We start from the raw sequence: 4,392 nt of genomic DNA on the forward strand, positions 1-4,392 counted from the left end.
TCCGCCTCCCTGGACGCCGGCACCGGCCACGGCCGGATCCACAACGCACTTCAGAACAACGAAGGCGCCACCGCCGGCCTGAGCATCCACGCGACCACCGCCTACGGCGACATCACCGCCCGCAGCGTGTAAGCGGGCCACCCCGCCACACCCGGCGATCCCGCCCTCCCGTCGGCAACCGAGACAGTCCACAACGAGCAAGGAGCACACCATCATGTCCCTCACCCCCACCGGCCAGGACCACCAAGCCCACCAGGACCAGCAGGAACACCAAGTCCTCCCGGACCGAGCCGAGTTGAGCCGGATCATGGAGGAGATGGTCGAGTCCGGCTTCACCGGTGTGACGATGCGCGTGCACGACGAGCGGGGCGAGTGGGTCGGCAGCGCCGGGGTGCGCAAGCTCGGCGAGAGCGCGAAGCCACCGACGGACGGGCACGTTCGGATCGGCAGCAACACCAAGACCTTCACCGCGACCCTGGTGCTGCAACTGGTGGCCGAGGGCAGGATCGGGCTGGACACCCCGGCGGACGAGTACCTGCCCGAGTTCGGACTGGACCGCAGGATCACGGTGCGGATGCTGCTGCAACACACCAGCGGGGTCTTCAACTTCACCGGCGAGTACTACGACGACGGGACGTTCGTGGCCGGGATCCCCGCCACGAACGCGGGCCGGGAGTGGGTGGACAACCGGTTCAAGACCTACCGTCCTGAAGAGCTGGTCCGGTTGGCCCTGTCCAAGCCGGCGCGCTTCGAGCCGGGGACGGACTGGAGCTACGCCAACACCAACTACGTGCTGGCCAGGCTGCTGATCGAGAAGGTCACCGGCCGCTCGCTCGCCGAGGAGATGCGGCGCCTGATCCTGGCGCCGCTCGGACTGTCGGGGACCGTGCTGCCGGAAACCGACCCGGAGATCCCCGAGCCGCACACCCACGCCTACTACCGCTACGAGGACGCCGGCCGGCAGGAGACGGTCGACGTCACCCGCCAGAACCCCTCCTGGATCTCCACCGGCGGAGACATGATCTCGACCACCCGGGACCTGCACACCTTCATCTCCGCACTCGTGGGAGGCAAGCTCCTGCCGGCCCCGCTGCTGGCCGAGATGTGCGCGCCGCATCCCAAGGTCGGCTACGGCCTGGGGGTGTTCGTCCAGGACACGGGCGAAGGCGGCGGCATCGTCATCACGCACAACGGCGGCATGGCGGGCCACGCGGCACTCATGTACAGCACGCCCGACGGCAGCAGGACCCTGACCGCCGCGCTGAACTACGTCGACGACGCCGCGCTGTCCATGGCAACGGCGTTCCACCAGGCGACGCAAAGGCTGGTCAAGGAGGTGTTCGGCGCCGGCGAGGCGAAGCCGGCGGACCCCGCTCGGTAGACGGGGCCCGGCTCCCTCGCGGGCCTCGCGCAGGCGCCCGCCCTCCCGCGAGCGACGGGGGCCCGGCCTCGTACGCTTCGCTCATGCATCTCGGAAGATCCATGGCCTTGTTGATCGGCGCATCGGTTCTGGTCAGCGCGTGCTCCACCACTTCAGCCCCGCCTTCCACGAGCACCGGTGGTTCCACGGACACAAGTGACTCCCCGGCCGGCGCGGTGACCGCGTCCGCACTGCCCGCAGCGGGCTCTCCAAGCGCGCGGGCCAAGCTCAGCGCCGCCGATCTACAGGGCCGCTGGTGGACCTGGGCGGCTTCGAGCACCAGTGACTCGAACCCCGTCTCGGATCAGGACGGCCACCTGTGCGCCAAGGGGCAGTCAGGCGGCATCTGGTTCCTGGCCGGCACCTTCGGCGGAGCCGTGACACGCACCTGCACCGTGCCCGCAGGGGTGCCGGTGGCCTTCCCCCTGGTGAACAGCTTCGGTGAAGCAGGCGACTGCGACGAGTTCATGGCCTCGGCGCGGGGAAGCGCCGTCCTCGACGGCCGAGCCCTGGAACCCCGGCGACACGAAGCGACGGCCGTGCAGATCAGTGCCGTGGACGGCAATCCAGTCACCCAGGACGGGGGGCGCTTTCGAACCCAGGCCTGCGGCCTGTGGGTGCAACTGGATCCGCCGGCACCCGGCAGCCACACCCTGGGCATCAGGGGGTCATCGGGATCCTTCTCCGTATCCGTGGACTACAAGCTTCAGGTCTCGGCCGGCTGAGGAAGCTCACGCGAAGAGACCCGGCGGCACGCCACCTCCGAAGCGTGCCACCGGGTCCGTCTCATCGCCCCGCCGCGTGAAGCCCGGCCCGCGTGGAGCCCGGCCTGCGTGGAGCCCCCGCCGTGCCGGGCCCGCCCGGGAGCCCCGGCCGCGCCGGCCTTCGCCGCCGCACCTCAGGCGGGGCTGCCGGGGCGCAGGGCTGTGGCGCTGTCCGGCCGCCGGGTTCACAGCGTGACGCGCACGGCGACGGGCAGGTGGTCGCTGCCGGTCCGGGGCAGCGACCAGACCCGGGTGACGGTCGCCGACCGGGCCAGGACCTGGTCGATCCGGGCCAGCGGGAAGCGCGCTGGCCAACTGAACGCGAAACCCGAACCCGGCGCCGTCAGCCGCGAGGTGAGCGGGGCCAACCCCCGGTCGTCCACCGTGCCGTTCAGGTCCCCGAGCAGCAGCACCCGCCGCGACGGCTCGGCCGCGACCGCCGCACCGAGTCGCACCGCGCTCTCGTCGCGCCGCGCCGAACCGAAGCCGTGGGCGCCGATCCGTAGGGACGGCAGGTGGGCCACGTACACGGCGACGTCCCCACCCGGGGTCCTGGCCGTCGCCCGCAGCCCGCGGTTCCACTCCGGCCCCACCCCCGTGGGCCTGATGTCCACGGGCCGCGCGTCCACCAGCGGGTACCTCGACCAGAGCCCGACCGTGCCGTGGACGGTGTGGTGCGGATACCCGGCGGCCAGGACCGCCTGGTAGGAGGGCAGCGCGGCCGGTGTCAGCTCCTCCATGGCGATCAGGTCCGCGCCCGCCGCGGCCAGCGTTCTCGCCGTGCCCGCCGGGTCCGGGTTGTCGTCGGCGACGTTGTGCTGCACGGCCACGAGAGCACGGCCGGCCCCCGTGGCGGGCGTCGAGTCGTCGCCGTCCGCGCCGGGCAGCGGCAGAGCGCCGAACAGCGCGAGCCAGGCCGCGACCGGCAACAACGCCGCGAACGAGGCGACGGCCGACCGGCGCAGCACCGCGGCCCCCGCAAGCAGTGGGACCGACACCCCGAGCCACGGCAGGAACGTCTCCAGCAGACTCCCCGGCCGCCCCGGCAGGTCGGGCACCAGGCCGTGCAGCGCCAACAGGGCGGCGAGCAGTACCGCCGACACGGTGAGCACCGGTGACGTGCCGACCAGACGCGACGCCTCGATGCGCGGGCGGTCCACCTTCCGCCGCCCCTCAGATCCGCAGCTCGGCGGGGAAGCCCGTCCACCGTGCCCGCGCCGGTAGATGCCCCGTGTCGTTGTACAGCAGCACGGACGCCGGTCGGTCCGGCGCGTACCGGATCACCGTCAGCGCGGCATGGGCGGGGCCCAGTCCCATCCACCGCCACTTCGGCGCGTCCAGGGCGGCCCGTACGAGCCAGCCGACGAGGAAGGCGTGGGTGACGACCAACTCGTGACGGGGCTCGTCACCCGCCACCGGGCAGGCGAACCGCGCGAGCGCCGCCCGGGCCCGCTCCGGACCCCCCTCCCGCTCCTCGGCGGGGAAGGCCGCCAGCCGCTCCAACATCGCGTCGGCCGTGTCCGCCGGCAGTTCCTCGCGCCGCGGCAGGTACGGGACGTAGTCCCCGGCGAGGTCCGACTCCCGTACGGGGACTCCGTCGAGCCGCTCGCCGATCAGGGCCGCGGTCCGCGCCGCCCTCGGCAGCGGGCCGTGATGGACGACGGAGAGCGGGGCGCCCGCGAGCCGTTCACCCAGCAACGCGGCCTGCATGCGGCCGGTGTCCGTCAACTCGCTCTCGTCCGGCGACGCCTCACCGTGTCGGGCGAGGTAGAGGTAGCGGGCGGCGGTGGTCGCGGTCATGGGCGAGGTCCTCATGTTCATGATCTTCCGGATGGGTGGAGGACGCCGCGTCACACCACCGCGGTTCCACCCCGCCCCTGATCTCCCGGCCGGCCGGGCGGTGTGTGCCGGGGGAAGCGGGGCACACGGTCGGCACGGTTGTTCGAGAGGGAGGTCCCCATGCTGGCCATCGCTGCGGCGGTACTGTTCTTCATCGCGTTCGTCATCAACGCGGCGGGTATCGACACGAATGACGTCCTGTCATCCGTCAACATCATGCTGCTGGGACTGGCGGTACTGGCCCTGCACTTCGGGGGCGTCGGTTCGAGCGCCCGCACGGGCGGCGGCACCGGTCGCCGGTCGGGATGGGGCCGCAGACGCTGACGCGCCCGAGCACGAACACCTCGGCGGTGCACCCCACGACAGACG

General features: G+C 72.3%; 5 protein-coding genes. 3 read left to right on the forward strand and 2 right to left on the reverse strand.

Annotation, left to right across the window (positions count from 1 at the left end):
• Positions 1-307 precede the first annotated feature (307 nt).
• Both ADK55_RS10645 and ADK55_RS39695 read left to right on the forward strand, forming a co-directional pair.
• Positions 308-1,381 (forward strand): serine hydrolase domain-containing protein, encoded by a 1,074-nt coding sequence (locus ADK55_RS10645; protein ID WP_053677377.1) that lies wholly within the window; start codon positions 308-310, stop codon positions 1,379-1,381.
• Positions 1,382-1,464: 83 nt separating this feature from the next.
• The gene (locus tag ADK55_RS39695) at positions 1,465-2,145 is read left to right on the forward strand and encodes a signal protein (RefSeq protein WP_234349992.1); all 681 of its coding nucleotides are present in this window, start codon (positions 1,465-1,467) and stop codon (positions 2,143-2,145) included.
• Between the two features lie 224 nt (positions 2,146-2,369).
• On the opposite strand, the gene ADK55_RS10655 is transcribed toward ADK55_RS39695, so the two are convergent.
• Entirely contained in the window at positions 2,370-3,344 is a 975-nt protein-coding gene (locus tag ADK55_RS10655; protein WP_420713616.1) for an endonuclease/exonuclease/phosphatase family protein, read from the reverse strand.
• Positions 3,345-3,357: 13 nt separating this feature from the next.
• A complete protein-coding gene (locus ADK55_RS10660) occupies positions 3,358-3,984 on the reverse strand; it encodes a histidine phosphatase family protein (protein ID WP_053677373.1) in 627 nt (208 codons plus the stop codon).
• 159 nt (positions 3,985-4,143) lie between these two features.
• Between ADK55_RS10660 and ADK55_RS10665 the strand changes: the two genes are divergently transcribed.
• Positions 4,144-4,347 carry a hypothetical protein gene (locus ADK55_RS10665; RefSeq protein ID WP_053677375.1) on the forward strand — a complete coding sequence of 68 codons (204 nt, stop codon included), beginning with the start codon at positions 4,144-4,146 and terminating at the stop codon, positions 4,345-4,347.
• Positions 4,348-4,392: the final 45 nt, after the last annotated feature.

The sequence above is a fragment of the Streptomyces sp. WM4235 genome (genome assembly GCF_001279725.1).
Lineage (GTDB): Bacteria > Actinomycetota > Actinomycetes > Streptomycetales > Streptomycetaceae > Streptomyces.

Excerpts from the sequence above, each read along its gene's own strand:
- ADK55_RS39695 (WP_234349992.1), top strand. The coding sequence starts at position 1,465 with ATGCATCTCGGAAGATCCATGGCCTTGTTGATCGGCGCATCGGTTCTG.
- ADK55_RS10665 (WP_053677375.1), top strand. The coding sequence starts at position 4,144 with ATGCTGGCCATCGCTGCGGCGGTACTGTTCTTCATCGCGTTCGTCATC.
- ADK55_RS10645 (WP_053677377.1), top strand. The coding sequence starts at position 308 with ATGGAGGAGATGGTCGAGTCCGGCTTCACCGGTGTGACGATGCGCGTG.
- ADK55_RS10660 (WP_053677373.1), bottom strand. The coding sequence starts at position 3,984 with ATGACCGCGACCACCGCCGCCCGCTACCTCTACCTCGCCCGACACGGT.